Annotated in this window: 22 protein-coding genes; 9 read left to right on the top strand and 13 right to left on the bottom strand. The window is 63.8% G+C overall.

The genetic code is table 11. The features are described from left to right. Nucleotides 1–19: 19 nt before the first annotated feature. From GHT07_RS04500 to GHT07_RS04490, 3 genes are all read right to left on the bottom strand, one after another. On the bottom strand, nucleotides 20–1,063 hold the full coding sequence (locus tag GHT07_RS04500; protein ID WP_194792821.1) for an alpha-ketoacid dehydrogenase subunit beta: 1,044 nt from the start codon (nucleotides 1,061–1,063) through the stop codon (nucleotides 20–22). Nucleotides 1,064–1,065: 2 nt separating this feature from the next. Next, nucleotides 1,066–2,301, bottom strand: a complete 1,236-nt coding sequence (locus tag GHT07_RS04495; RefSeq protein ID WP_153583874.1) for a 3-methyl-2-oxobutanoate dehydrogenase (2-methylpropanoyl-transferring) subunit alpha — start codon at nucleotides 2,299–2,301, stop codon at nucleotides 1,066–1,068. Between the two features lie 137 nt (nucleotides 2,302–2,438). Then, complete coding sequence (locus GHT07_RS04490) at nucleotides 2,439–4,697, bottom strand: DUF1631 family protein (protein WP_153583873.1); 2,259 nt, start codon at nucleotides 4,695–4,697, stop codon at nucleotides 2,439–2,441. 97 nt (nucleotides 4,698–4,794) lie between these two features. Here GHT07_RS04490 and GHT07_RS04485 point away from each other — a divergent pair, with 97 nt between their 5' ends. Beyond that, a complete protein-coding gene (locus GHT07_RS04485; protein WP_153583872.1) occupies nucleotides 4,795–5,358 on the top strand; it encodes a YidB family protein in 564 nt (187 codons plus the stop codon). A gap of 103 nt (nucleotides 5,359–5,461) precedes the next feature. Here the strand turns inward: GHT07_RS04485 and ettA are convergent, their stop codons facing one another. Beyond that, a complete protein-coding gene (ettA, locus tag GHT07_RS04480; protein WP_153583871.1) occupies nucleotides 5,462–7,123 on the bottom strand; it encodes an energy-dependent translational throttle protein EttA in 1,662 nt (553 codons plus the stop codon). Nucleotides 7,124–7,156: 33 nt separating this feature from the next. Next, entirely contained in the window at nucleotides 7,157–9,211 is a 2,055-nt protein-coding gene (locus GHT07_RS04475) for a hypothetical protein (RefSeq protein ID WP_194792820.1), read from the bottom strand. 97 nt (nucleotides 9,212–9,308) lie between these two features. Here GHT07_RS04475 and GHT07_RS21265 point away from each other — a divergent pair, with 97 nt between their 5' ends. Then, nucleotides 9,309–9,566 carry a hypothetical protein gene (locus GHT07_RS21265; RefSeq protein WP_194792819.1) on the top strand — a complete coding sequence of 86 codons (258 nt, stop codon included), beginning with the start codon at nucleotides 9,309–9,311 and terminating at the stop codon, nucleotides 9,564–9,566. Here GHT07_RS21265 and GHT07_RS04460 read toward each other — a convergent pair. Together GHT07_RS04460 and GHT07_RS04455 are read right to left on the bottom strand one after the other, a co-directional pair. Beyond that, nucleotides 9,529–10,053 (bottom strand): CesT family type III secretion system chaperone, encoded by a 525-nt coding sequence (locus GHT07_RS04460; protein ID WP_153583868.1) that lies wholly within the window; start codon nucleotides 10,051–10,053, stop codon nucleotides 9,529–9,531. The two genes, GHT07_RS21265 and GHT07_RS04460, sit on opposite strands and share 38 nt — an antisense overlap. Before the next feature lie 112 nt (nucleotides 10,054–10,165). Then, on the bottom strand, nucleotides 10,166–12,370 hold the full coding sequence (locus tag GHT07_RS04455; protein WP_153583867.1) for a DUF1631 family protein: 2,205 nt from the start codon (nucleotides 12,368–12,370) through the stop codon (nucleotides 10,166–10,168). Nucleotides 12,371–12,684: 314 nt separating this feature from the next. Between GHT07_RS04455 and GHT07_RS04450 the strand changes: the two genes are divergently transcribed. Both GHT07_RS04450 and GHT07_RS04445 read left to right on the top strand, forming a co-directional pair. After that, nucleotides 12,685–14,451 (top strand): DEAD/DEAH box helicase, encoded by a 1,767-nt coding sequence (locus tag GHT07_RS04450; RefSeq protein WP_153583866.1) that lies wholly within the window; start codon nucleotides 12,685–12,687, stop codon nucleotides 14,449–14,451. Nucleotides 14,452–14,458: 7 nt separating this feature from the next. Next, nucleotides 14,459–15,019, top strand: coding sequence for a Rossmann-fold NAD(P)-binding domain-containing protein (locus tag GHT07_RS04445; protein WP_323740797.1), 561 nt, complete (start codon nucleotides 14,459–14,461; stop codon nucleotides 15,017–15,019). Here the strand turns inward: GHT07_RS04445 and GHT07_RS04440 are convergent. The 6 genes from GHT07_RS04440 to GHT07_RS04415 form a co-directional block, all read right to left on the bottom strand. Further along, the gene (locus GHT07_RS04440) at nucleotides 14,993–15,793 is read right to left on the bottom strand and encodes a transglutaminase-like domain-containing protein (protein ID WP_153583865.1); all 801 of its coding nucleotides are present in this window, start codon (nucleotides 15,791–15,793) and stop codon (nucleotides 14,993–14,995) included. The genes GHT07_RS04445 and GHT07_RS04440 overlap by 27 nt on opposite strands. Nucleotides 15,794–16,039: 246 nt before the next feature. Then, a complete protein-coding gene (locus GHT07_RS04435; protein WP_323740796.1) occupies nucleotides 16,040–16,780 on the bottom strand; it encodes a FadR/GntR family transcriptional regulator in 741 nt (246 codons plus the stop codon). Then, a complete protein-coding gene (locus tag GHT07_RS04430; RefSeq protein ID WP_153583864.1) occupies nucleotides 16,777–17,847 on the bottom strand; it encodes an ABC transporter ATP-binding protein in 1,071 nt (356 codons plus the stop codon). The genes GHT07_RS04435 and GHT07_RS04430 overlap by 4 nt, the downstream gene beginning before the upstream one ends. 101 nt (nucleotides 17,848–17,948) lie before the next feature. Next, a complete protein-coding gene (locus tag GHT07_RS04425) occupies nucleotides 17,949–18,803 on the bottom strand; it encodes a carbohydrate ABC transporter permease (RefSeq protein WP_153583863.1) in 855 nt (284 codons plus the stop codon). Nucleotides 18,804–18,815: 12 nt separating this feature from the next. Next, complete coding sequence (locus GHT07_RS04420; protein ID WP_153583862.1) at nucleotides 18,816–19,682, bottom strand: carbohydrate ABC transporter permease; 867 nt, start codon at nucleotides 19,680–19,682, stop codon at nucleotides 18,816–18,818. Nucleotides 19,683–19,731: 49 nt separating this feature from the next. Then, nucleotides 19,732–21,108 (bottom strand): ABC transporter substrate-binding protein, encoded by a 1,377-nt coding sequence (locus GHT07_RS04415; RefSeq protein ID WP_153583861.1) that lies wholly within the window; start codon nucleotides 21,106–21,108, stop codon nucleotides 19,732–19,734. Between the two features lie 181 nt (nucleotides 21,109–21,289). Here GHT07_RS04415 and GHT07_RS04410 point away from each other — a divergent pair, with 181 nt between their 5' ends. The 5 genes from GHT07_RS04410 to GHT07_RS04390 all read left to right on the top strand — a co-directional run bounded on the left by GHT07_RS04410 (nucleotide 21,290) and on the right by GHT07_RS04390 (nucleotide 25,556). Next, on the top strand, nucleotides 21,290–23,026 hold the full coding sequence (locus tag GHT07_RS04410) for an IlvD/Edd family dehydratase (RefSeq protein ID WP_153583860.1): 1,737 nt from the start codon (nucleotides 21,290–21,292) through the stop codon (nucleotides 23,024–23,026). Beyond that, the gene (locus GHT07_RS04405; protein ID WP_153583859.1) at nucleotides 23,023–23,793 is read left to right on the top strand and encodes a glucose 1-dehydrogenase; all 771 of its coding nucleotides are present in this window, start codon (nucleotides 23,023–23,025) and stop codon (nucleotides 23,791–23,793) included. Before GHT07_RS04410 ends, GHT07_RS04405 begins: the two co-directional genes overlap by 4 nt. 16 nt (nucleotides 23,794–23,809) lie before the next feature. Beyond that, nucleotides 23,810–24,844: an L-idonate 5-dehydrogenase gene (locus GHT07_RS04400; RefSeq protein WP_153583858.1), complete on the top strand. Its 1,035-nt coding sequence runs from the start codon at nucleotides 23,810–23,812 to the stop codon at nucleotides 24,842–24,844. A 68-nt stretch (nucleotides 24,845–24,912) separates the two neighbouring features. Further along, entirely contained in the window at nucleotides 24,913–25,158 is a 246-nt protein-coding gene (locus GHT07_RS04395) for an antitoxin (RefSeq protein ID WP_153583857.1), read from the top strand. After that, the gene (locus GHT07_RS04390) at nucleotides 25,158–25,556 is read left to right on the top strand and encodes a type II toxin-antitoxin system VapC family toxin (RefSeq protein ID WP_153583856.1); all 399 of its coding nucleotides are present in this window, start codon (nucleotides 25,158–25,160) and stop codon (nucleotides 25,554–25,556) included. The genes GHT07_RS04395 and GHT07_RS04390 overlap by 1 nt, the downstream gene beginning before the upstream one ends. The last annotated feature ends 10 nt before the right edge of the window (nucleotides 25,557–25,566 follow it).

Genomic DNA, 25,566 nt, shown 5'->3' with positions numbered 1-25,566 from the left:
TGAACGCGGGGGCTCATGTTCAGTCCTCCATGACTCGTTTGAGAGCCGCACCAACGCGTTCAGGCCCCGGGAAATACGCCCACTCCTGCGCATGCGGATACGGCGTGTCGTAGCCTGCAACGCGCTCGATCGGCGCTTCCAGGTGATAGAAGCAGTTCTCCTGCACCAGCGACACCAGCTCGGCGCCGAAGCCGCTTGTCTTCGTGGCTTCATGCACGACGACGCAGCGGCGCGTCTTCTTCACGGACTCGACGATCGTGTCGAGGTCCAGCGGCCAGATCGAACGCAGGTCGATGATCTCTGCGTCCACGCCGCTCTCGCGCGCCGCGGCTTCAGCCACCCACACCATCGTTCCGTAGGTGATGACGGTCACGTCCTTGCCTTCGCGGAACACCGACGCTTTCTCCAGCGGTATCGAGTAGTAGCCCTCGGGCACGTTGCCCATCTCGTGCTTGGACCACGGCACCACCGGCTTGTCGTGATGGCCGTCGAACGGGCCGTTGTACAGGCGCTTGGGTTCGAGAAAGATCACCGGGTCGTTGTTCTCGATCGATGAGATGAGCAGGCCCTTCGCGTCGTACGGGTTGCTCGGCATCACGGTGCGGATGCCGCACACATGCGTGAACAGCGCCTCGGGCGACTGGCTGTGCGTCTGGCCGCCATAGATGCCGCCGCCGCAAGGCATGCGGATCGTGATGGGCGCGGTGAAGTCACCGGCACTGCGATAACGCAGGCGCGCTGCTTCCGAAACGATCTGGTCTGACGCGGGGTAGAAGTAGTCGGCGAACTGGATTTCGACGACGGGCCGCAGGCCATACGCGCCCATGCCGACCGCCACGCCGACGATGCCGCCTTCGCTGATCGGCGCGTCAAAGCAGCGCGGCTTGCCGTACTTCGCCTGCAGGCCTTCGGTCACGCGGAACACGCCGCCGAAATAGCCCACGTCCTGGCCGAACACGACCACGTTGTCGTCGCGCTCCATCATCACGTCCATGGCTGATCGCAGCGCCTGGATCATCGTCATCGGCGTTGTCTTCACGGGGGTGTCTGCAACAGTGGTCATCGTCAGATCCCCATTTCCTGGCGCTGGCGGCGCAGGTGCGCCGGCATCGTCTCGTACACGTCTTCAAAAATGCCTGCCGCGCTCGGGATCTGCCCGTCAAGCAGCGTGCCGTAGCTCTCTGCTTCTTTTTGCGCAGCGGCGACTTCGATGTCGAGCTCCTTTTGCACTTGCTCGTGCTGCGCATCGGACCACTCGCCGATCTTGATCAGGTGCTGCTTCATCCGCGCTATCGGGTCGCCCAGCGGGAAGCGCTGCCAGTCGTTGGCGGGCCGGTACTTCGACGGATCGTCCGATGTCGAATGCGGGCCCGCGCGATACGTAACCCATTCGATCAGCGTGGGGCCGAGGTTGCTGCGTGCGCGCTCTGCCGCCCACTGTGAGGCCGCGTACACCGCCAGGAAGTCATTGCCGTCCACGCGCAGCGATGCAATGCCGCAGCCTGCACCACGTGCAGCGAACGTGGTCGATTCACCGCCTGCGATGGCCTGGAATGTCGAGATCGCCCACTGGTTGTTCACGACGTTGAGGATCACCGGCGCGCGGTACACATGCGCGAACGTGAGCGCGGTGTGGAAGTCCGCTTCAGCAGTAGCGCCGTCGCCGATCCACGCTGATGCGATTTTTGTGTCGCCCTTGATCGCCGACGCCATCGCCCAGCCCACAGCCTGGATGTACTGCGTGGCGAGGTTGCCGGAAATCGTGAAGAAGCCGGCGCGCTTGTACGAATACATCACCGGCAGCTGGCGGCCCTTCATCGGGTCGCGTGCATTGCTCATGAGCTGGCACATCATCTCCCACATCGGCACGTCATCGCGTGCGAGCAGAAGGCTTTGCTGGCGATACGTGGGAAAGCACATGTCGCCCGCAGCGAGCGCGAACGAATGGGCCGAGCCAATCGCTTCTTCGCCCAGGCTCTGCATGTAGAACGAGAGTTTTTTCTGGCGCTGCGCGATGAGCATGCGCGCGTCGAACGTGCGCGTCTTCATCATCGCGCGCAGGCCTTTGCGCTTGCGCGTGGCGTCCAGGTCAGGCGCCCACGGCCCCACGGCGGCGCCGTCTTCGTCGAGCACGCGTATGAGCTGGTAGGCGAGATCGGTCGTGTCGACCGGGGAGGTGTCCACTGGGGGCCGGCGCACAGCGCCCGCCCGGGAGACGTGGAGATAGGAGAAGTCGGTATCGCACCCGGGCCGTCCGCTGGGCTCGGGCACGTGCAGACGCAGTGCCTGTGGCTGGTTCATCCGTTTCCTTTCGCGCGCGATCGTGTCGCCCGCGGGGTTTTGACTGCGCTGGTGGCGGGGTAACGCCCTCAGCACTCATCCCGCGCTGGATCACGCGAGGCGGCCAGTGTAAGGGGAAATCAGGCGCAAGCCGGCGCCTACAGGTTCAGATCCATGCTGCGGCGAAGCGCTTCGTCTGCCACTTCATCGAGCGCGAGATCGACCACCGTCTGGCCCGAGATGAGGCGCAGGTTGCCGGCCTTGAGCATCCGGCCCACGAGCCGCCTCGTCATGGAGTGCTGCTTGCCCGTGGCGCTCGCGAACATGAAGAGCGTGCGGTGCGGGCTGGCCCACGTCACCTCGTAGCGGCCCCACTTGCCGTCCATGTGCAGTTCGACCCAGTCGCCCTGCTGCAGGCCGGTCTCGGGAAGATCGGCGCCCTTGTCGGTCGCTGCCAGCGCCGCAGCACCGGTCGCGGGCTGCGTGGGCTGGAACAGCGGCTGGGGCGCTTGCGGATAGTCGGTATCGATAAAGCCCGACTGCTGCGCTTCCGAGTGACCCAGCCACGCATGGCCGCCCTGCGCATCGTTCTCGCCGAACATCGCTTCGAGCTCCTGGCGCGTCAGCGTGGTCGACAACGCAGCCGGGCGCTGCTGCGCGCTCTCGGCGCTCATGGTCTGCAGGTGCGCCTGCGCGAGAAAGTCGATGAAGCGCTGCGCGGCAGGCGCGGGGTAGTCGATCGTGGCCAGGCCGCTGCGCAGGCGCTCGACGATGAGCGGTGCGAACCTGGCCAGTCGCGCGACGTTCGCTGCGCTCATGCGGGGCTGCACGCTCCAGAGCAAGTCAGCGATGAAGGCCGCATGGCCACCCGGGTCAGCCGCGCCTGTGTCGTCGCCCAGGCGCGCCTGCGCCAGCACCTGCGACCACGGCCCCGCCAAAAATGCGGTGACTTCGCGCGGTGCCGCCTGCACATCGGGGCGCGCGCGCAGCTCCTGTGCGATCTTGTCCGCCAGCAAATTGCGCTGCTCGGCCTTGAGCAAGGCGCGCACGGCCTTCTCGCGGTGGTGCCGGTCGCGGCGCTGCGCCTCGCCCCATGCCTGCTCCAGCGTCTTGAGCGCGTAGTCGAACGGCTCGGCGCCTTCGATGCGAGTGGACAAAAGCACTTCCGCCGCCTGGTGCAGCGGCTCCATGAATGCGGCGAAGCCCGGTGCATCGACGGACTGCCACGCCAGGCTGCGCTGCGTCAATTCGTCGAGCAGGCGGCGCGCAGGGTGTTTGCGGTCGCTGAAAAAACGCGGGTCGTTCATCGCCAGGCGCAAGAGTGCGGGCTCGAGCTCGCGCACGACCTGTTGCACCGGGGCCAGCAAGCGGGCATCGTGTGCGACTTTCTCGACCATCAGGTTCACCACTTCGAGCGAGAGCGATTGCGCATGGCTTTGCGCGTGTGCGCGCAACTGCGCCTGCAGCGGGTCGGCGTGCGCAGCGCCCGCCTGGCGCTGCTTGAGCTTGTGCATGACCTGGTCGACCTGCTTCATCTCCTGCAGGACTTCAAATGCCGCCGGCACCGTGAGCCCGAAATCGGTTGCCCGCGCGTCGGCTTCGTCGCCTGGCGCCTGGTCGTCGAAGTCGCCTGACAGCAGCCGCTTGAGCTCCTTCAGGTTGAGCAGCGTGCCCGGCGCCACAGCCGCTGGCCCGCCCGCCTGACGGGCGGGCGCCGCCGCAATTGCCACTGCATCGCGCGACGGCGTCGCGTTGAATCCAGCGGGCTCGACGCCCTGCATCCGCAACTCGACCGACAGCTCCTTGTAGGCGCGCGCCAGTTCCCGCCCCAGCGCGTCGCCCATGAGCTTGAGCCAACGGCTGCGAACCGCTGCGGATACGGGGCTTTGCATCGTGACGCTACGCAGGCTGCGCACGTACACCTGGGGCCGCAATGGGCTGCGCTCGGCGGGCATGGTCTTCATGCCCTGCACAGCGCACAGCAACGAATTGAGCTCAGCCAGCTCCAGCTCGACCTGGCTTGCGACGATCTGCTGCATGCGCATCTGGTCGACGGATTCCTGCATCTCGTCGTCGCCCATGAGTTCGAGCGCATCGAAGCTCAGCGTTGCCGCCTTGCGCGTGTCGCCGGCAATCGCCTGCGCGAATTCATGCAGCAACGCCTGCGGATAGTTCTCGACCAGGCTCGCTTCATGCCTGATGAGCGCGCGCGAGGCCTCGCCGAGCACCCTGCGCTCCATCTCGTCGAAGGCCTGCGCGGCTGCCCTGGACAGACCTTCCGACGCCTGGACAACGAGGTTCTGCATGATCGCCCGGCCCTGCGTGGCAGCCTGCTTCATGGCGGCACGGTAGAGCACCTGGTACTGCGTAGGAGGAGCGGGACTCGCCATGATCATTTCTCCCATGAGCCAAGCCATGAAGGCGCATTGCCCGCATGGTTGAGCGGTGCGAGCCTACGCGCGGCACATTCGGCTGAAGTCTAAGCTGTGTTGGTCATTCAACAGGAGTAACAGGATGTCCACACCTGCGCTGGGCGAAGTTCTGGCAAGCACATTCGCGAATGCGATGGCCGAACGTCCACACAGCCATTCGTTTCATTCACCGGACGTGGGGATTGGCTCGTTGAGCATGCTGGTTGGCGGCCTGATGGGCCGCGGCGCCCCCATGGATCGCGGCCACACGCTGGGCCGCGATCGCGGCTTGCTGCTCGCCATGCTGCTGCCCTTTGCCATGCGCTGGATCCAGCGCAACGGGGGTGTGCGGGGCGTGCTTGAAAGCTTCAGGCAGCGCGGCTATGGCGCGCAGGCGTTGTCGTGGTTGTCAACCGGGGCCAACACACCGCTGCAGGCCGAGGCGATCGACAGTGTGGTCGATCACGAAGACGTGTCGGTGCTGGCGCGCCAGCTCGGCGTGCAGGAGACAGAAGTGTCGAGCGGCCTCGCAGAAATCCTGCCGGAAGTCGTCAACCAGCTCTCCCCGGCGGGAGCGATTGCGTCAGAAGCCGATGAGGCGCTGGACGCGGGCGTCCATACCCTGGAAAAAGAGCTGAATGAAATCCAGACCGGCATGACGACATAAAAAGCCCTGCAGCCAGCCTGCAGCACCACCCGCCGGAGACAACCCGCAGCGCAGCTGTCGGCGTTGGTCGACGGCGTTCAAATGCCGCGGGCAAAGCCCGTCGTCATTTGAGGTTCTTGAAGCGCATGCGGTGGGGCCGTGCGCCCTCTTCGCCCAGGCGTTTGACCTTGTCGGCCTCGTATTCCTGGTAGTTGCCGTTGAAAAACGTCCACTGGCTGTCGCCTTCGGCGGCCAGGATGTGCGTGGCGATGCGGTCAAGGAACCAGCGGTCGTGGCTGATCACCATCACGCTGCCCGCAAATTCAAGCAATGCATCTTCCAGCGCGCGCAGCGTCTCCACGTCCAGGTCATTCGACGGCTCGTCGAGCAGCAGCACATTGCCGCCAGCGATCAGCGTCTTGGCCAGGTGCAGCCGCCCGCGCTCACCGCCCGACAGCGTGCCCACGCGCTTTTGCTGGTCGCCACCGTTGAAGTTGAAGCGGCCGCAATAGGCGCGGCTGGCCATCTGGAATTTGCCCACGGTCAGGATGTCGAGTCCGCCCGACACGTCTTCCCACACCGTCTTCTGGTTGGCCAGCTCATCGCGATGCTGGTCCACAAAGGCCATCTGCACGGTCTGGCCGATGATGACTTCGCCCGCATCGGGCTTTTCCTTGCCGGCGATCAGCTTGAACAGCGTCGATTTACCGGCGCCGTTCGGGCCGATGATGCCGACGATGGCGCCCGGCGGCACCGTGAAGCTCAGGTTGTCGATCAGCACGCGGTCGCCAAATGATTTGGTGACGTTGTGGAATTCGATGACCTGCTGGCCCAGGCGCTCGGCCACAGGAATGAAAATTTCCTGTGTTTCGTTGCGCTTCTGGTATTCGATATCCGACAGCTCCTCGAAGCGGGCCAGGCGTGACTTGCTCTTGGCCTGCCGCGCCTTCGGGTTCTGGCGTGACCACTCCAGTTCTTTCTTCAATGCCTTGGCGTGGGCTTCTTCGCTCTTTTGCTCCTGCGCCAGGCGTGCGCCCTTTTGTTCGAGCCAGGTGCTGTAGTTGCCCTTCCAGGGAATGCCGTTGCCCCGGTCGAGTTCAAGAATCCACTCAGCGGCGTTGTCGAGGAAGTAGCGGTCGTGGGTGATGGCCACCACGGTGCCGGAAAAGCGTGTGAGGAATACTTCGAGCCACTCCACCGATTCGGCGTCCAGGTGGTTGGTCGGCTCGTCGAGCAGCAGCATGTCGGGCTTGGACAGCAGCAGGCGGCACAGCGCCACGCGGCGCTTTTCACCGCCCGACAGCACGCCGATCTGCGCGTCCCACGGAGGCAGGCGCAGCGCATCGGCGGCGATTTCAAGCTGGTGTTCGGAATCAGTGCCAGAGGTGGCGATGATCGCTTCGAGCCGCGCCTGTTCGGCAGCGAGTGCATCGAAGTCGGCGTCTGGCTCGGCGTAAGCGGCATAGACCTCTTCGAGCTTGGCCTTGGCCGCAAACACCTCGCCCATCGCCTCTTCCACGCTCTCGCGGACGGTGTGGTCCGGGTTGAGCTTGGGCTCCTGCGGCAGGTAGCCGATGTTCAGGCCGGGCATGGGCGTGGCCTCGCCCTCGTATTCCTTGTCGACCCCGGCCATGATCTTGAGCAAGGTGGACTTGCCCGAGCCGTTGAGGCCCAACATGCCGATCTTGGCGCCGGGGAAGAAGGACAGCGAGATGTCCTTGAGGATCTGCCGCTTCGGCGGCACGATCTTGCCGACGCGGTTCATGGTAAAGACGTATTGAGCCAAGGTGTGATTCTGGTTGCGCTGAGGAAGCGCCCATTATCGCGGCTTGCCGGCGCCTCCGCGTGGTGACGACGGTGTTCTGATCACAAGTGGCGTTTGTTGATTCCGCAGCGGAGTTCGCAGCTGCGCAGGCGACATGAGCGGCAGGGACGATGTCGGCGATGTCGGCGATGTCGGCGATTGAGGCGATGTCGGTGATGCCAGGTCTTGCACCGGTCGCAACACCGTTGACGGGGATTTTGGCAATTCCACTCGTAGCTTCGAAGTTGACGCCACCGTTGCCGACCCAGTCGAACTAGATGAGGAACTCGATGAGGAAGTAGTCGAAGATGAAGTTCCCGTCGTCAGGCTAGATGCGGTGACCGGGCGGCCGGCAGTCATGGGGGTAAGGTTGACGTTCGTGTTGGGGCGCCTTTCCATCATCATGCCGAGCGCTGACGGTTCAAGTCCCCACTCAGCCAAATCAGTTGGAAGCACCATGTCGAACTTTGTTTCTCTTTCGGCGGAGATTCGATTGGCCTCTTCCGGCGTATAGAGTCCAACAATGCGCTCGCGCTCATGAGCTTTACTCGGGCTGTTATCTTCCACTCCGTCGCGCCAGAGGTGGTGCACCAGCTCGATCTCGGGCAGGTCCTGCCGCTGGTTTTCGAGGTCTGGGGTTTGAGGCGTGGCGTTGTTGGTCGCCGCGCCGCCATGGTCCGCATGCGCTTGTGCTTGCTTCAGAGGCTGCCTGAGTTTCAGGCAACCCAGCCCTCTCGCCAAACCAGTGCCGAGCGCGCCGAGCGTGTCCACAACCAGGTGCCCCACCTTGCCGGTGAAGCCGTGGATGCCCGTCGCGCGCCAGCGGTCGCGGCCAGCAGGGGTGCGTACATCGGGCCGTTCGTACGGTGGTTGCGCCAACGCGTGCGCCCCGGACGACAAGGCCAGGCCCGCAGCCATCGAGCCGGCGCCAGGCACCGTGGTGAGCACGCCGGCACCAATGCCAGTGATTAGGCTGCCCGCCATCTCGCTGCGGCGAAATGCATCGCCAATCGGGCCGCTGCCAATCGCACGAAGTGCGAGCGCACCAATCATCAGCCCGGCGATGAGGTCGAGTTCATGGACGCCACCATCGAATCCGTACTCGGCGTCCCCAGCGGCACCCGCGATGGATGCGCCCTCGCCCCAAAGCACCGCCTCACGTGCAAGGTAGCCAGAAATACAGGTGATCGCCAAGTTGACCACCGCAGCGCCGCAGCTTGTCAGCAAGTGCGGCACCGTCATCTTTTGCATATCCGCTTTGGGCACCGGCCCGCCGAACAACTGATTCGTCCATCCCTCGACGCGCTTCATGTGGACAATCATGGTCAGGCTCGCGGACAACAGCGCGAACTGCTCATGCGCCGTCATGCCTTCCATGTCCTGAAGCCCCAGCAGGTTCTCCTGCGCCGGATCAAGGTGGGGCTGCATGACATTCAGAATCATCTGAGCCTCGATCACCGGGAGGATGCCCAGGACAAGCTCGCGATTCATCTCGGCAGCTGCGCGGACGCGGGCTGCTGCGTAGTCGCCAAGACCCGTGCTCGCGCTGCGCAGGCGCGCGCAAAGCCGGGCGCCGCAGTGGCCCGTCTGCTGCGGCCCCTGGATGACCAGATTGTGGTTGCCCTGCAGCGGTGTGCCCCGTAGCCACGCACGCGCGGCACGCAACTCGGGCCCGAGCAAAGCGGTGCCGACGGCAACAGCCCCTGTCGCACCGCCGCCAATTGCCGCCGGGACGAAAACCTGCTCAGCCGTAATACGAGCCTCGCCCATCGCGGCCTGGTAGGCCAGAGCGAACGACATGATCGTGAAAGCTGTGCCGATGTGGCTCGCGAGATCTGGCGCGAAGTCAGGGCTTTTCGGCCCGACCACATCGGCGGATGTCCACGTGCGCTTCATGAGCCGGCCTGCGGCCTCGGCGACAGTGGCACCGAGGCCGAGCACACCGGGCGCCACGAGCCCCTCGGAGACGGCAGTGCCGAGCGCAATGGCCAGCGGGCCCGGATGGGCAGGATCGTCGCCCAGGAACTGCGCCGCCGTCTTGATGCACATGTTCATCAGCAGCGGACGCATCGAAAATCCGAGGACCGTGCCGGTGCCTGCGAACGCGGCAGTATGAATAACAACCCACGCTCTCTCACCTGCCGTTGCAGGGACCGCCGTCGGGGTGGTGGCGGTCGTTGATGTAGTCGTTGATGTAGTCGTTGAAGTGGTCGCCGAGGCAGCTGCGGACGTGGCCGCCGTCGTGCCTGAACTCGTGGTGGCCGGCGTGGTGGCCGGCGTGGTGGCGGTGTGTGGGCCGGGCGTCGTGCTCGTGGTGGACGTCGTGGACGTCGTGGTGGTGGGCCTTAGGGGAGACATGGCGTTAAACCTGCGTCGTGTCGGCGACTTCATACCCGTTCGAGGGGCGCGTCGGCCGAACGTTTGACCATCTCGTCCAGCACCAGCTGAAGCACTTCGCGGGTCTTGTCCACGCCACTGATCAGCGTTGCCATCAACGTGCCGAGCGCATCGCCTTCCGACTCGACGTTTTCAAAACTCAGGCGTGTGCACAACACACAGTTCGATGTTCCTGGGACCACGCCGTAGTAGCCAGCAACCGCACCGGGGGTGGTCACGTTCTTCTCGAGCAACTCACGCAGGATGGCGAGTTGCTGGGCAGGATCGTCAGGCAGCTCGCCGACGTCAACGAACACAGTCATCGCGCGCGGGTCGCGTGCACCGTGATGCAGCAACCAGAAGCCAAGGCCGCCACTATCGAGCCTGCCGCCTGCCATCAACGCCTCGGCGTCAAGGCCAAGTGCGCCAGCAAAATCAGTCACTGCACGACGGTAGGCGTGTGGAATGCCGTCCGCATCAACTCCGAATTTGTCGTCATCAGCAGCGCTTGCGCCGCGATCAGGCTGATGGATCATTTGCGTCTTTCGGTGGTTACTCGATGTGAAATGAGTAACCCGCGAAAGCGAATCGTTCCCGCTGCTGCGGTGCAAATCTCAAGAGGCGCTGGCGCCCCGTCCCACTAAATGCCTACTTTGGCTCGGGACCAGACTTCAGGCTGTTCTTCAACGCGGCCTTGGCGACCTTGTCGAGTGCCTCGTCGATCACATTGCGGTCAGCAATGATCTTGATCGCACCTTGCGTGCGCAGGCGATCCATCGTGCGGCGCGACATGGAATGCGCCGTGCCTTGCAGCGATGTGAACATGAACAGCGTGCCATGCGGGCTGGCCCACGTGAGCTGCGCGCGGACCCACTCGTTCTTCACGAGCAGCTCGACCCACGTGCCCGTTCGCAGCTCGCCCGTGCGCACCAGCGCGGGCGGCTCGTCGAGCACGGCTTCAGGGCTGGCCACGTGCTCGGTGGTGAGGGCGTCGCTGTCGATAAAGCCTGAGTCTTGCGATTCCTGGTGGTCCAGCCAGAGCTCGTTCACGGCGGCGAGGTTCTGGTTGAAATCCGACTCTTCCGCCTCGACCGCCTCGGCTGCAGCCTGCGACACCTTGTCGCGCCCTTCGTGCACGGCTGCACGGTGGATGACGATGAGGTTGTTGAAGAACCGCGCCGTGAGTTCCGGCGGGTAGTCAATGCGGTCGAGACCTTCGCGCAACTTGGCGAGCAGGCCCGGAATCATCTGCACCAGGCGCCGAGCGCGGCCGCGTGTGGCAGTGCTGCGTTGCACGCTCCACGTCAGGTCGTCCACCAGGGCGCGATAGCCATACGGGTCGTCAGAGCCATCGGCACAACTCAGCTGTGCCTCGGCCACCACCTGCGCCCACGAGTTGCGCAGGAAGTCGGCCACGAAATCGGGCACTTCCAGCTCGCCGAACTGCAGCGTGAACTCGGTCGCGAGCTTTTGCGCGAGCAGGTTGCGCTGCTCGGCATGCAGCAAGGCGCGCGCGGCTTCTTCGCGCCGCTGCTTGACGAACTGATCGTGCTCCGTCCATTGCTCCTGCAAGTGGTCAAGCAGCTCGCCGAACGTTTCGGCATCCACTTCCTTGCTGGTCAGCCATGCGGTCGCGTCTTCGACTGTCGAGAGAAAGCGTGCCCAGCCCGGGTCTTTTTCTTCAGAGAAAGCCAGGCTGCGCTGCGTGATCCGATCGAGAAACTGCCGCGCCGGATGCGTGCGGTCGCTGAAAAAGCGCGAGTCGCCTTCTGCGAGCTTGAGCACGGCTGGCTCGATGGACTTCAGCTGGCCCTTGAACTGCGGCAGCAGTCGCTTGTCGAGCGAGAGGTTGTCGAACATCAGCCGCACCACTTCCTCGCCGAGCTGGTGCCCCAGGCGCGGACCTGCCTGCTTGGGCGCCTCGGCCTCGACCAGCATGTCAACGGGCGGAGGTGGCGGCGCCTTCGGCCGCTTCTCAAGCTTTTGCACCAGCACGTCGACCTGCTTCATGTCCTGCAGCATCGACATCGAGGCGGGCATGGTGTGCAGGAAATCGCGCTGGCCCGTGGGGTTGGCATCGAAGTCGCCTGCCAGCAGCTTGCGCAGCCTGTCAAGCGTGAGCAGCGTCTTGGCCATCGAATCGACGACTGGTGCACCGCTTGCACCCGAGCCTTTGTTGATGCGCCCGCCCACCGGAACCGCCGGCTCCACACCAGACGAGCGAAGCCACTCCGCGAGTTCCTTGTAGAGACGCCGCAGGTTCGTGCCCAACAGCCCCGCTGCGGGGGCGATCAGCACTTCACGCACGTGGTCTTCCGGCACATGCTCTGCAAGCGTGGACTGCAGCGCGCGAACGAACACATCCGGGCGCAGCGGGTTCAACCCTGGCTGGATGGTGCGCCAGCCCAGTAGTGTGCTCATCAGTGCATCGAGCGCCGGCAAAACGTCGTCGACGGCGCTGGACACCTCCTGTTGGGCGCGAGCAACTTCAATGCTCTGGTCGAGCTCGGAATCCTCGAACAGGCGCAGGTCTTCGAAGCGAAGCAGCTCAGCATTGACCTGCTCTTTGCCGCCGCCCTCGTAGACCAGGCGGGTGAGTTCACGCTTGTAGGTCGCGCAGACTTGTTTGGTGTTGACAGCCAGGCTCTGGATGGCAAGCTTGGTGCTTGGCTGCTGGAAGCTGGCGATACGGCGCGGGCTATTGGGCGACACCGCTGCGACGAGGCCGCCCAGCATGTCGGAGACGAGCATGTCAGCCTGCTGCAGCATGGCATCCAGGCAGTCGTTGAGGGACGGCTGGAAGGCTGTGGGGTCGTCTGAAACGCCGAGACGAAGCTTCAGCAAATTGGCCATTGATTTCCTGTGGGACCCGCTGATTATCGGTCGGCAGAGCTCATTGTTTACAGAGTTTTGCCAAGCGTACCCAGCCGTGGCGGTTCATACAACCCCCGCGAATGAGGCAGCGGCAGGGCACCCCACTGATTCATGAGACAATCGGCTCGTTGCGGACTCCAGTTGCCCGCAACCTCAGCGTCTCGCTGGGGACCACGCAGCCTCATTGCAGGCCCGCTGCTCCCAAACCTTAAGACCTCCATCTGCCTTTGACTGGCTCGGTGCGCTGCACCGTACAGGCCGATTCCCAAGCGCCAAGGACGGCGCCCCTTCGAATGACTTTTGACGAACTGAACCTGGCTCCCGCCATCCTCAAAGCCGTGCACGAGCAAGGCTACGAAACCCCCACCCCCATCCAGGCCCAGGCGATTCCCGCCGTGCTCGAAGGCCACGACCTTCTCGGCGGCGCCCAGACGGGCACCGGCAAGACAGCCGCCTTCACCCTGCCCATGCTGCACAAGCTCAGCAAGGGCCAAAGCAAGACCAACCGATTCGGCAAGGACGGCATCGCCGCCCTCGTGCTCACGCCCACGCGTGAACTCGCCGCCCAGGTGGAAGAGTCCATCCGCACCTATGGCAAGTACCTGAACCTCACGTCCACCGTGATCTTCGGCGGCGTCGGCATGAATCCGCAGGCCGCCAAGCTCAAGGCCGGCGTCGACATCGTGGTGGCCACACCGGGCCGCCTGCTCGACCTGCAGCAGCAGGGCTTCCTGGACCTGTCGACCGTCGAAATCCTCATCCTCGACGAAGCCGACCGCATGCTCGACATGGGCTTCTTGCCCGATGTGAAGAAGATCCTCGCGCTCATGCCGAGTGAAAAACAGAGCCTGTTGTTCTCGGCCACGTTCAGCGATGAAATTCGCGACCTCGCTGACAAACTGTTGCGCAATCCGCAAAGCATCCAGGTCACGCCGCGCAACACCACTGTGCAACGCATCACGCAGACTCAGCATCCGGTCAGCCGCGGCAAGAAGAAGCAGCTGCTCGCCCACATCATCAATGAGCACAACTGGAGCCAGGTGCTGGTGTTCACGCGCACCAAGTTCGGCGCGAACAACGTGGCCGAATTCCTGACCAAGAACGGCATCAACGCGATGGCGCTGCACGGCAACAAGAGCCAGTCGGCGCGCACGCAGGCGCTGGGCGGCTTCAAGAGCGGCGACATCCGCGCGCTGGTGGCCACCGACATCGCCGCCCGCGGTATCGACATCGACGAGCTGCCGCACGTCGTGAACTACGAAATCCCGAACGTCCCTGAAGATTACGTGCACCGCATCGGCCGCACGGGCCGCGCCGGCAACGAAGGCGCGGCGGTGAGCTTCGTCTGCCTGGACGAAGAGGGCTTCATGGCCGAGATCGAGCGCTTCACCAAGCAACGCATCCCCGCGCAGGTCATCGAGGGCTTCCAGCCTGAGCCGGGCGAGCGCGCCGAGCCGATCGCCATGGGCCGCCAGACGATCTGGGGCGGCGCCGGCAAGCCGCCGGGCCGCGACGTGATGCAGGCCGCTGCCAAGGCCGCACGCCAGGAAATGATGACGCGCATCCGCGACAACAAGGCCGCTGATGGCGGCGGCGGCCGTGGCGGCCAGCGCAATGGCGCTGGCAAGACCGAAGGCAACGGCGCCCGCTCGCGCGGCGGCCCGCAAAATGGCGCACGCAATGGCGCACAGCAACCGCAGGGCCAGCGCGCCCAGGGCCCGCGTCCGCAGCAAAGCCGCAATGCCGGTAACGGTGGCAATGGTGGCGGCAACGGGTACGGCAATGGCAATGGCAATGGCGCCAACCGCCCCCCGCGCCGCGATCTTGAAGACCAGCCCCGCGATGGCGCGCACAATATCTCGAGTCCGTTCGTACAACGTGACGCAACCGTGAGGCACACCGATGGACAACCCGACCCCCTTCGCACCAGCGTCGACAGCATGGGCGGGCGCGGCCGACGCAACGGCGGCGGTGGCGGCGGCGGAAGGTCGAACCGTTCTGGTGGCGGGGGCTTCGGGCCTCGTGGGCCGGGAAATCCTGCAAGGACTTTTGGCCGATAACTCGGTGGTGGCGGTCCATTCCGTGGGCCGCCGCGAGTTACCCCTGACCCACGCCAAGCTCACGCAGCACCGGGTTGATTTTTTGAAGGCTTTGCCCGCGCTGCCCCGCGCGAGCGAAGCCTTCATTGCTTTGGGCACCACCATCAAGGTCGCAGGCAGTGAGGCGGCTTTCCGCGCTGTTGATCACGATGCCGTCGTGGCGGTGGCACAGGCTGCCAGGGCTGCGGGTGCGACACGCCTGGGCGTCGTGAGCGCGATGGGCGCTGACAAGCACTCACGCATCTTCTACAACCGGGTCAAGGGCGAAACCGAGGAGGCGCTGTCTGCGATGGGGTTCGCCACGCTGGTGATTGCACGGCCATCCTTCCTGGCGGGTGACCGCGAGGCGCTCGGCCAGCCACTGCGCGGCGGCGAAAAGCTGGCCATGCGCCTCAGCCGCATCCTCGCACCGCTCATCCCCGACAACTACAAGTCGATTGCGGCTGCCGATGTGGCCCATGCGTTGCTTACACACGTGCCGCGCGACACAGGCAAACAGGTTTTACTGTCCGGATCGATGCGGGCGTGAAGCCCGCGGCGCGGGCACGGGCGCCAACGCCTCCTCGCGCAATTCGCGAACCACCCGCTCCATCATGGGAGCGAGCACGTTCCATTGCACCGAGCGCGCCAGGCGCGGATACGAGGCGCGCCAGATGGCGGAATCGAGCAGTTCCATCGGGTCGTTGTAGACCCCCATGTCGCTCATGACCATCGGGTCGCGATCGGTCGGCATGCCGCCCAGCCACGCGTCGCCCGCGCCGGGCCAGATCATGTTGCCTTCGCGGTGAATGCCGTAGCCCCAGTCCCAGCCCGCCTTCTTCAGCCGCTCGCGCGCTGCGGCCATGTAGGCGGCATCAAAAATATAGGTGTCGGTGGAGTTCCACCTGTCGTTCAGCCAGATCTCGGCGACAGAGCGAACGGCTGAGGCAACACCCGAGGTGAGCCCGCGCAGGATCTCGCCGCGCAGTTCGATGTAGCGGATGCGCGCGGGAATGTCGCTGGCGCGCAGCAGGGCGATGAGCGCCGTGCACTTGTCTTCTGCATCACCGCGGCCGGCGTCGATCACTTCGCGCGCGGTGCGCAGGCGGATCTTGATCGGCTTGTGAAAGGGCATGCGCTTGACGAAGCCGTAGATGGCCATCGCCTTTTCGCGGTCGTTCTTGCAAAGCTGGGTGAGCGCATGCGCGCGCAGGCGCAATTTGGGGTCCTCGAGATCGAGCAGGGGCGTGGACTTCAGCCACTGTCCCGGATCATCGAGAGCATTACGGCGATCGACGCCTGTCCTTCCTGGAGATTCCGTCACGGATACAACACTCCAACAGTCGCATAAGTGCGGGCAGCGATGCCACCCTTGCTGTCCGCGTCCCCCATGCCTTCACCGGAGCGCGGATCTTGTATAGACAAATTCTAAGCGCACAGAAGAGCCAGACGCTTGCGAAATTTACGTACGTGCGCCGGGAAGTTTCAGGTTTGTGATTGCTGCATTGCTGCATCGCCGCATTGCCACGTCCGCGCCGTTGCGGCCGACAAGGCGCGGCGCTCACAAGGCTCAGGCGGCTTTCAGCGGCGACGCGGGCCGGTTGAGCCGCGGCAGCTTGCGCCTGGTAGACAGCACATGCTCGATGTCCTTGTTGGCACCGTCGATCAGGACCAGGATCGCTTTCTCAGCCTTGCCGGGATTGCGCGCGATGATCGCGTCGAGCACCGCGCGGTGCAGCGGCAGCGAGTCTCGCGGGCCGCCTTTTCGCGATGTCGATATCTCGAAGCTCGTGCGCAGCAAGGCAGACAGCGCCTTGCTCATCTGCACGACCATGCGGTTGTGGCAGGCGGCCAGCAGCCCCTGATGGAAACGCAAGTCGTACGTGACGTAGTCACCGCCCTCTTCGATGGCCCGGCGCATGCCCTGGTAGGCGGCCTCGATCTGTTCGATGTCGCGGGGCGTGGCGCGCTCGGCGGCCATGCGCACAGCGGCAGGCTCCATCACACGCCGCAGGTCGAGCAAGTCGCGAAGAAATTCGGGCGTGAGGCCGGATCGGGCCTGCCACAGGATCACATCGGGGTCGAACCAGTTCCAGTCGGCGGGGGGAAGCACACGTGTGCCGACCTTGGGCCCCGTGCTCACGAGCCCTTTCGCCACCAGTGACTTCACAGCCTCACGGATCACCGTGCGGCTGACACCCAGTTCCTCGCACAGCTTTGGCTCAGGCGGCATGGGCGCGCTCTCGCCATACCGACCGGCGACGATCGCTTCCCCAAGATGGTCGAGTGTGTTGCCGTGGACGTTCTTCACTGCAGGCGACGGCCGTCCGACGAAGCGAACAGGTGAGCGGACACAGGGTCGATCTGCAGGCCGATGCGGTCACCCGGCTGCGCCGACGTGCGGCCATGAATCACCACGATCATCTGCTGGCCGCCGACGTCCACCAGCAATTCGGTCTCAGCGCCGGTAGGCTCGACGACGACGACTGTCGCCTCGATGCCCTGGCCGCTTGCGGTGGGCACGATATCGCTGGGCCGCACGCCATAGTGAACTGCCATGCCATCGGTGCCGCCTGGATTGGGGACAGCAGGCCATTTGCGGCCCAGCGCCTCGACCCACGAAGCGCCACCCCCGCTTCGCAGCGTGCCCTCCACCACATTCATTGACGGCGAACCGATGAACTGCGCGACGAACAGGTTACCCGGCCGGTCATACAGCTCCAGCGGCGTGCCGATCTGCTCGATGATGCCGTCGTGCATGACGACTATGCGGTCCGCCATGGTCATCGCCTCGATCTGGTCGTGCGTGACGTATACCGTGGTGGTTTTCAACCGCTGGTGCAGCGCCTTGATTTCGGCGCGCATCGCCACGCGCAGCTTGGCGTCGAGGTTGGACAGCGGCTCGTCGAAGAGAAAGACCTTCGGGTCGCGGACAATCGCCCGGCCCATCGCAACACGCTGGCGCTGGCCGCCCGACAACTCGCGCGGAAAGCGGTCGAGCAGCGCGTCGAGATTCAGGATGCGTGCGGCATCCACCACACGCTGATCGATGAGCGCCGGATCGGCCTTGCGCAGGCGCAGCGAAAAACCCAGGTTGTCACGCACCGTCATGTGCGGATACAGCGCATAGCTCTGGAACACCATCGCGATATCGCGATCTTTCGAATCGATATCGTTGACCACGCGGCCGTCGATCGCGATCTCGCCTGCACCTATGTCTTCAAGACCGGCGAGCATGCGCAGCAAGGTGGACTTGCCGCAGCCCGACGGCCCCACCAGCACGACAAATTCGCCGTCGGCGATGTCGAAGCTGATGCCGTGAATGATCTTGAACTTGCCGAAACTCTTTTCGACTGCTCGAAACGAAACAGTTGCCATCTTTTTTAATGCCTATTGCGGGGCCGCCGTGGAACCGGCTTTGCCGGGCCACTGGCGGCGCCCCCTTGAGGGGGAGGCGCCGAAGGCGCTTCGGGGGTGGGTCATGATTTCACGGCGCCCGCCGTGAGGCCGGACACCATGTAGCGCTTGAAGGCGTAGTAAATCGCCGCTGGAGGCAATGCGTAGATCAGGCCCGTCGTCATCAGCAGTTCCCAGGGCGAGTCGTCCGCCGAGAGGAAATTGCCCAGCGCCACAGCCAGCGTGACTTGCTTGTCATGCGACAGCAGCAAGAACGCATAGAGATATTCGTTCCAGGCCAGCAGCAGCGAATACGTGCCGACGGCCACCAGCGACGGCACCATCAACGGCACATACACCAGGCGGAACAGCTGCAATGCCGTCGCACCATCCATACGCGCGGCTTCATCAAGCTCAAAGGGAAGCTTGTCCGACGCCTGCTTCAACACCCAGATGCAGTACGGCGACGCAATCGTCACCATGGCCAGGATCAGCGCCCACTGGTTGTTCAACAGCCCATAGTTGCCCATGGCCTTGTACATCGGCACCGCGAGAAAAGCAGCCGGAATGAAATACGTGAACAGCGCCAGGTTCATCACCGTGCGGCCAAAGCTCACTTTCAAGCGGCTGATCGCGAATGCGGCGGTTGTCGCGATGAACAACGTGATGACCGAAACGGCGACTGCGATCACCACCGAGTTCCACATCTGCTGCCAGAAATGATCGAGATAGAAGTGCTTCTGGTGGAAGACGAAGTCGAAATTCTGCAGCGTTGGGTCCTTGGGCCAGAGCCGCCCCGACGTTGCCGAGTCCTTCGATGAAATCGAGAAGAGAAACAGGTGATAGATCGGGATCATCGTCCAGAAGAACAACGGAATGCCGATCAGAAGCAGCTTTGCTTCCGTGGACACCATGCGCCAGGTGATCTTCTTACTCATTGCGTGCGTGCTTCACTTGGACAGGCGCTTCATCATGAAATAGACGAGCGGCAGCACCAGCGGCAGTGCCACCACGATCGATGCCATCGCCAGGTCGACCTGGTCCAGCCGCAGGTAGCGGATGCCCAGTGTGGCGAGCACGTGCGTGAGGTCAGCGGGGCCGCCACCGGTGAGCAGGTACACGCTGTTGAAGTCGCCCAGCGTCCAGATCATCGAGAGAATCGTTGACGTGAGGTACAGCGTGCGCATCGACGGCCAGGTGATGAACTTGAATTTCTGCCAGGTGGTGGCGCCATCGACCGAAGCGGCTTCGTATTGTTCGGCGGGAATCGACATGCGGCCCGCAATCAGGATCAGCGTCCAGAACGGCAGCGACTTCCACACGTGCATCAGCATCGAGAAAGACAGCGCCAGCGTCGGGTCGTTCAGCCAGTTGGGGCCATCAAGACCTGTGAGCTTGTAGATCAGCGTGTTGATCACGCCCCACTCGGGGTTGAGCATGAACCGCACCGAGAGGATCGTCGGGATCGACGGCACGGCCCACGGAATGATGAACAGCACCGACATCGCCTTGATCCACCAGCGCGTCTGCATGAAAAAGCCGGACAGCACCATCGCAATGACCATCTTGATATTGATGGCCACCACAAGGAACACGACGGTGTTGATCGCCGTGCGGAAAAAGATCGGGTCGGCAAAGAGCTTGACGTAGCTCTCGGGGTGGCGGGCCAGCCACAGCCCATAGCCGACCGGATAGACAACAAAGATCGCGAAGATCAGCAGGTACGGCACCACCATGACCCGGCCCCAGAACTCCCACGAGCGGCTGGGCCTGTTGGCAGGCGCATCTTCGATCGGCAGGGCTGCGGCCTGGGACATGGTGTGCTGCTGAAACTTCGCGAAGGTGTGTTGCTATGGGCTCAGCGCATCAGCGCGCGACTTCCTTGATGCGGGCGATCATCTCGTCCACAGCCTTGTCAACGGGGATCTTCTCGTTGAGCACGCGGTTGGCCGCCTTGGCCCAGACGTTCTCGTTGTTCAACACCGTGAACTTGTAGTTCTTGGTGAATTCGAACGGCGTGGTGCCATTCATGAACTGGTTGTACACCGCGAGCCTGTGGTTGTCGGCCTTCCAGAAGGCGCTTTGCTGCGCGTTCTTGGTCACCGGGAACCAGCGTCCGAGCGAGCCTTCCACATAGGGCGTGAGGTTTTCTTCCCTCAGCAGGAACTGCAGGAAGTCCTTGGCGCGCGCCTTGTTCTTCGCATCCTTGAACACAACACCGGTCTTGACCGCAGCGCGGTAAATCATCTTCGTGCCGTCCGGCTTCATCGGGAAGCCTGCGGTGGCAATCAGCTCGGTGTAGTTCTTCTTGGCCTGCGCGCGTTGCGGCTCGGTCAGCGCTGCGTTGTTCATGTCGTCAAGCCACTTCGCGGCAATCGAGATGGTCGCGTTATGCGTCATCACGGTCGTCTTGTTGTGGAACGCGACGTTGTTGTCCGGGTCCTTCCAGCTGGTGGACGACGGTGGCGAGCAGCCCTTGCTGTACACCGCGGTGTAATCGCTCAGCGCGCTGACAAGGCCTGCCTTCACTGCAGGGTCATCAACCAGAAGCTTGCCTGAGTCGTTCACGAGCTTGACGTTGTAGGCATCCATGAACGTGAGGAACGAGTAGAACGAATCGCTCGAATCCACACCCAGCGGCTGGCCGATGCCGAAGGCGCGCGTGCCGCTCTTTTGGCGATAGGCGGGCTGCACCTTGTCGCACCAGAAGCTCCAGTAGCCCTTCCAGTCTTTCGGGATGTCGCTTTCCTTGAAGCCCGCGTCGGCCAGCATGTCCTTCCAGTACTCGATGTGCATCGTCTGCTGCTTGAGCGGGAAGGCGTAATACGCGCGGTTCTTGGCCTGGTCGTTGTACAGGAAGGTCGTCGACAGCGCGTGCGGCTCGAAGCTCGCGCGCAGCGGGTCGATCACGCTGGAGATGTCTTCGAGCTTGCCGTCGTAGGCCCACTTGGCCGTGACCTGGAAGTCATACACGTCGGCATAAGCCACATCAGGCGGGTTGCCCGAATCGAGCGCAGCCACCGTCTTGGGAATCATGTCCTGGATCGGGTACTGCGACAGCTCGATCTTGACGTTCTTGTTCTTCGCCTCGTACTTCTTGATGGCGGCAAACAGGGCGTCGTCTTCGGCCTTGTAGAAGCCCTTGACCCACCAGACGGTGAGCTTTTCCTGTGCGGCGGCAGGACCGCCGAAGAGCGCGGCCGCAGCGAATGCCGCCGCGGTGAAAAGAATCCTTTGTCTCATTGCAATGTCTCCTAGGTCTGGACGCGTCGTTTGACTATTCATATGATGAAAGACAACGTCACCTGCACTGCTCGGGGAAACCCTAGAAGCCAGCAAAATATCCGGCGCCAATGGTCGTACCATAATATGTTTAAAGCGATCCTGGACGTGCGCGACAACCCCTGATCTTCGAAAGAGACTGATGCAGAACAAACCCCGCAAACAGCCCCATGAACTGCGCAGCCAGCAATGGTTCGGCCGCCAGGACCGCGACGGCTTCGCCTATCGCAGCTGGGTCAAGGGCAAGGGCGTGCCGCACGACCAGTTCGACGGCCGCCCCGTCATTGGCATCTGCAACACCTTCAGCGAGCTCACGCCGTGCAACTCGCACTTCCGCACGCTGGCCGAGCAAGTGAAGATCGGCGTGTACGAGGCCGGCGGATTTCCGCTCGAATTCCCGGTGATGTCGCTCGGCGAGACGCTGCTGCGCCCCACGGCCATGCTCTACCGCAACCTGGCCAGCATGGATGTTGAAGAGAGCATTCGCGGCAATCCGGTTGACGGCGTCGTGCTATTGATGGGCTGCGACAAGACCACGCCTTCGCTCGTGATGGGCGCATCGAGCGTCGACCTGCCGACCATCGGCGTGTCGGGCGGCCCAATGCTCAACGGCAAGTGGCGCGGCCAGGAACTCGGCTCCGGCACGGGCGTGTGGAGCATGAGCGAGCAGGTGCGCGCCGGCACACTCAAACTGCAGGACTTCTTCGAGGCAGAAAGCTGCATGCATCGCAGCCACGGCCATTGCATGACGATGGGCACGGCCTCCACGATGGCCAGCATGGTCGAAGCGCTGGGCATCGGCTTGCCGGGCAATGCCGCCTACCCCGCTGTCGATGGCAGGCGCAATGTGCTGGCGCGCAACGCGGGCCGGCGCATCGTCGACATGGTTCATGAAGACCTGACGCTCTCCAAAATCCTCACGCGCGAGGCCTTCGAGAATGCGATCAAGACGCTCGCCGCGATCGGCGGCTCGACCAACGCAGTCATTCACCTGATTGCGATTGCGCGGCGCATCGGCGTCGAGCTCGCCATTGAAGACTTCGACCGGCTCGCGAGCGAGCTGCCGTGCCTGGTCAACCTGCAGCCTTCCGGCAAGCACCTGATGGAAGACTTCTGCTACGCGGGCGGCTTGCCTGTCGTGATGAAGGAGATCGCGCAGCATCTGCATCTGGGTGCAATCACGGCCAATGGCAAACCCGTGGGCGAGAACATTGCCGACGCGCAGAACTACAACACCGAAGTGATCCAGCCGCTGGCCAGTCCGTTCAAGGACAAAGCCGGCATCGCCGTACTGCGCGGCAACCTTGCGCCGCGCGGTGCCGTGATCAAGCCCAGCGCCGCCACACCCGCGCTCATGGTCCACAAAGGCCGCGCCGTGGTGTTCGAAAACATCGAAGACTTCCACACACGCATTGATGACGAGAACCTCGACATCGACGAGACCTGCGTGATGGTGCTGAAGAACTGCGGCCCCAAGGGCTACCCCGGCATGGCCGAAGTGGGCAACATGCCGCTGCCGCCCAAGGTGCTGCGCAAAGGCATCACCGACATGGTCCGTATCAGCGATGCGCGCATGAGCGGCACGGCTTACGGCACCGTCGTGCTGCATACCGCGCCAGAGGCCGCAGCGGGCGGGCCACTCGCTGTCGTGCGCAACGGCGACATGATCGAGCTCGATGTGCCCAACCGCAGGATCCACCTGGACATCAGCGATGAAGAGCTGAAGGCGCGCCTCGCCGAATGGAGGGCACCTGCACCGCCGATGGAATCAGGCTACTGGCGCCTGTATGTCGATCACGTCCTGCAGGCCGACCAGGGTGCGGACCTTGACTTCCTGGTGGGCAAACGAGGCTCGGCCGTGCCGCGAGACAACCATTGAACGTCCTCGACCAATTCAAGCTCACCGGGCGCACGGCACTCGTCACGGGCTCCAGTGCGGGCATCGGGCTCGCGATTGCAACGGGCCTGGCGCAAGCAGGCGCGCGCGTCGTGCTGAACGGGCGCAATGCAGCCAAGCTCGAGCAGGTCGCCGCGCAGCTGCGTACGACAGGCGCTGATGTGGTCACGTCGTGCTTCGACGTGACCGACGGCGCAGCGGTGAACCAGGCCGTGGCCGCCATTGAAGCGGACCACGGCGCGATCGACATTCTGGTGAACAACGCCGGCATGCAACGCCGCGCGCCGCTGCATGAATTCGATGAGGGCCATTGGCACGAGCTGATGCGCACGAATCTCGACAGCGTGTTCCTCGTGGGCAAGGCCGTGGCGCTTCACATGATTGCGCGAGGCCGCGGCAAGATCGTCAACATCTGCTCCGTGCAGAGCGAACTCGGCCGGCCCGGCATCGCGCCGTACACCGCGAGCAAGGGCGCGGTGAAGATGCTGACCAAAGGCATGGCCATCGACTGGGGCCCGAAGGGCCTGCAGGTCAACGGCATTGGCCCCGGCTACTTCAAGACGGAGTTGAACCAGGCGCTGGTGGACAACCCCGAGTTCAGCGCCTGGCTGCTCAACCGCACGCCATCGCGCCGGTGGGGCGACGTCGAAGATTTGATGGGCGCTGCCGTGTTCCTGGCGAGCGACGCATCGCGCTTCATGAACGGACATATCCTCTACGTCGATGGCGGCGTGACGGCAACACTCTAGGCATAACGGACCCACCATGGACGCACTTGTCATCCATTCCGCCGGCGACCTGCGCGTCGAAGATGTCGTGACACCCGAAGTGCTCGCGCACCAGCTACGCGTGAAGGTGCGCTACGGCGGCATCTGCGGCTCTGACCTGCACTACTACCAGCATGGGGGCTTTGGTACCGTGCGCGTGAAAGAGCCGATGGTGCTGGGGCATGAGGTCGCCGGCGTCATCGAGGAAGTGGGCAGCGAAGCAGACGGATTCGCAATAGGCGAGCGCATCGCGATCAGCCCGAGCCGGCCCTGCGGCGCGTGCCGCTTCTGCCAGCAGGGTTTGCAGAACCACTGCCTCGACATGCGCTACTTCGGCAGCGCCATGCGCATGCCGCACGTACAGGGCGCGTTCCGCCGCGAGATCGTGGTGGAGGCGGCGCAGGCTTTCAAACTCGCCAACTCGGTCAGCGACAAGGAAGGCGCGATGGCCGAGCCGCTCGCCGTTGCATTGCATGCCGTGCGGCGCGCTGGGCCGCTGCTCGGCAAGAAGGTGCTGGTCACGGGCTGCGGGCCGATTGGCGCATTGGTGGTGGTTGCTGCACGCCGCGCGGGCGCATCAACCATCGTCGTGACGGACATGGGCGACTACCCCTTGCGCAGTGCATTGAAAGTCGGCGCAGACCGCGCGCTGAACATGGCGCTGCAGCCTGACGCGCTCGCCGAGTTCGCCGTGGACAAAGGCCAGTTCGACGTCTTGTTCGAAGCCAGCGGCAACGAGCGCGCGCTGCGCGGCGCCTTCGATGCGCTCGCGCCGCGCGGCATCATCGTGCAGGTGGGGCTAGGCGGCGAGATGACGCTGCCCATCAACGCCATCGTCGCCAAGGAATTCGACCTGCGCGGCACCTTCCGCTTCCACGAAGAGTTCGGCATTGCCGTCGAGCTGCTCAACAAGGGCCTGGTCGATGTGAAGCCGCTGATCTCTGCGACGGTGCCCTATCGTGATGCGGGGCGTGCATTTGCACTCGCCGCGGACAGGACACAGGCGATGAAGGTGCTGCTGGACTTCGAGTAGCGCCTCGCCGCGAGACGGCCATTGCGATCTATGATATATCCTGTTGATACATATCAAGAGGTGCCATCATGGATACCGCCAAAGTCTTCTGGTCCGGCCGCTCGCAGGCCGTGCGCTTGCCCAAGGAATTCCGGTTCGAAGGCAACGAGGTGCGCATTCGCCGCCACGGCGCTGGTGTCATCCTGGAGCCCATCCCCCAAGACTGGGCCTGGCTCGACGCGCTCGCAGGCCAGATAGATGCTGATTTTGTGAAGGCTATAGAGGAACAACCTGCTCCACAGGAGCGCCCAGGCCTGGACGGACTGTTCCGTTGATGCTGTTCCTGCTCGACACCAATGCAGTCATCGCGCTGCTGAACGACCCAGGTGGCGCAGTTTCATCGCACGCACGCAAGCGCTCGCCCAGCGAGATCGGCCTGTCGGCAGTCGTTCTGCATGAGCTGTACTTCGGCGCCTACAAGAGCCAGCGCCGCGACCGCAATCTCGCGCTCGTGGACACACTGCCTTTTGAAGTTGTGCCCTTCGACCAGGAAGACGCGCGCAACGCGGGAGAAGTACGCGCAGGACTGGCCTTGCAAGGCACTCCCATAGGCGGATACGACGTCCTGATCGCAGGCCAGGCGCGTGCTCGTGGATTGACCTTGGTCACCCGCAATATGCGCGAGTTCCGGCGTGTGCCCGGCCTCGCCGCCGAAAACTGGGAAGGCTCATGAGCGAGGCCTG

It is taken from the genome of Caenimonas koreensis DSM 17982 (genome assembly GCF_009646335.1).
GTDB lineage: Bacteria > Pseudomonadota > Gammaproteobacteria > Burkholderiales > Burkholderiaceae_C > Ramlibacter > Ramlibacter koreensis.
The sequence above is the reverse complement of the archived record's forward strand: the minus strand, read 5'-3'. Positions and strand labels throughout refer to the sequence as shown.

What these genes read in the sequence shown, in the direction of transcription:
- GHT07_RS04460 (WP_153583868.1), bottom strand. Translation starts at nt 10,053, where the DNA reads ATGATCCATCAGCCTGATCGCGGCGCAAGCGCTGCTGATGACGACAAA.
- GHT07_RS04400 (WP_153583858.1), top strand. Translation starts at nt 23,810, where the DNA reads ATGGACGCACTTGTCATCCATTCCGCCGGCGACCTGCGCGTCGAAGAT.
- GHT07_RS04420 (WP_153583862.1), bottom strand. Translation starts at nt 19,682, where the DNA reads ATGTCCCAGGCCGCAGCCCTGCCGATCGAAGATGCGCCTGCCAACAGG.
- GHT07_RS04395 (WP_153583857.1), top strand. Translation starts at nt 24,913, where the DNA reads ATGGATACCGCCAAAGTCTTCTGGTCCGGCCGCTCGCAGGCCGTGCGC.
- GHT07_RS04430 (WP_153583864.1), bottom strand. Translation starts at nt 17,847, where the DNA reads ATGGCAACTGTTTCGTTTCGAGCAGTCGAAAAGAGTTTCGGCAAGTTC.
- GHT07_RS04490 (WP_153583873.1), bottom strand. Translation starts at nt 4,697, where the DNA reads ATGGCTTGGCTCATGGGAGAAATGATCATGGCGAGTCCCGCTCCTCCT.
- GHT07_RS04410 (WP_153583860.1), top strand. Translation starts at nt 21,290, where the DNA reads ATGCAGAACAAACCCCGCAAACAGCCCCATGAACTGCGCAGCCAGCAA.
- GHT07_RS04495 (WP_153583874.1), bottom strand. Translation starts at nt 2,301, where the DNA reads ATGAACCAGCCACAGGCACTGCGTCTGCACGTGCCCGAGCCCAGCGGA.
- GHT07_RS04415 (WP_153583861.1), bottom strand. Translation starts at nt 21,108, where the DNA reads ATGAGACAAAGGATTCTTTTCACCGCGGCGGCATTCGCTGCGGCCGCG.
- GHT07_RS04500 (WP_194792821.1), bottom strand. Translation starts at nt 1,063, where the DNA reads ATGACCACTGTTGCAGACACCCCCGTGAAGACAACGCCGATGACGATG.
- GHT07_RS04425 (WP_153583863.1), bottom strand. Translation starts at nt 18,803, where the DNA reads ATGAGTAAGAAGATCACCTGGCGCATGGTGTCCACGGAAGCAAAGCTG.
- GHT07_RS04485 (WP_153583872.1), top strand. Translation starts at nt 4,795, where the DNA reads ATGTCCACACCTGCGCTGGGCGAAGTTCTGGCAAGCACATTCGCGAAT.
- GHT07_RS04450 (WP_153583866.1), top strand. Translation starts at nt 12,685, where the DNA reads ATGACTTTTGACGAACTGAACCTGGCTCCCGCCATCCTCAAAGCCGTG.
- GHT07_RS04390 (WP_153583856.1), top strand. Translation starts at nt 25,158, where the DNA reads ATGCTGTTCCTGCTCGACACCAATGCAGTCATCGCGCTGCTGAACGAC.
- GHT07_RS04455 (WP_153583867.1), bottom strand. Translation starts at nt 12,370, where the DNA reads ATGGCCAATTTGCTGAAGCTTCGTCTCGGCGTTTCAGACGACCCCACA.
- GHT07_RS04475 (WP_194792820.1), bottom strand. Translation starts at nt 9,211, where the DNA reads ATGCGTCCGCTGCTGATGAACATGTGCATCAAGACGGCGGCGCAGTTC.